Genomic DNA, 627 nt, shown 5'->3' with positions numbered 1-627 from the left:
CGACTGTCTTCGGCATCTCGACCGTAGACGGCTCATCGGCATGTAGGCCAGCGCATCCCGCGAGAAGCACCAGCGACACCGCCACCACACCACTAAATCGATTCGTTTTCATTCGCATTCCAAATCATTACCCCTGAAGCTAACAAGAAACGTCGAAACATATCATGCCTACTGCAAGCTTTAATATCCGTTTTCAAAACGCCTTTAGAGCAACTGCTTTCCGGCATCGATACCGCACGCTTACGTTCATTTCTTCGATCCCCGGTAACGATACAAGCGATTCCATTCCTCATCGAGCGTACCCTGTACGACGTATGGATCGCTAGCCGCCGGTGGGCCTGCATTGCGTGCAAGATCGCGCGCGTTCGGGTTACCGACTACGAGCTTGACGCGATCACCAGGCAAGAAAATCGCCCATACCCCCGACGTCTGACCGGTGATATATGGCTCAAGTCGAACATTGTCGGCCTTATACCAATAACCCGGAGTTTTGCCGTCCATCTTCTTGTCGACCTTCCATCGCACCGTCAACGTCAGCTCAGGCTGCCATTCTCTGGGGTAGCGCGTACAGCATTTGCCTCCGGAATGCCCGGGATTACCGTCCTCATCCATCGGCCACATGTTCCC

General features: G+C 53.9%; 1 protein-coding gene. It reads right to left on the bottom strand.

The window, feature by feature from the left end:
* Window positions 1-246: 246 nt before the first annotated feature.
* Window positions 247-627: DUF3304 domain-containing protein (locus tag HMPREF3115_RS30090; protein WP_218079220.1), on the bottom strand; the 381-nt coding region annotated here is incomplete at its 5' end.

The organism is Burkholderia sp. HMSC10F09 (assembly GCF_001806955.1).
Classification (GTDB): Bacteria; Pseudomonadota; Gammaproteobacteria; order Burkholderiales; family Burkholderiaceae; genus Burkholderia; species Burkholderia multivorans.
This window is presented reverse-complemented; position numbering and strand designations above follow the sequence as displayed.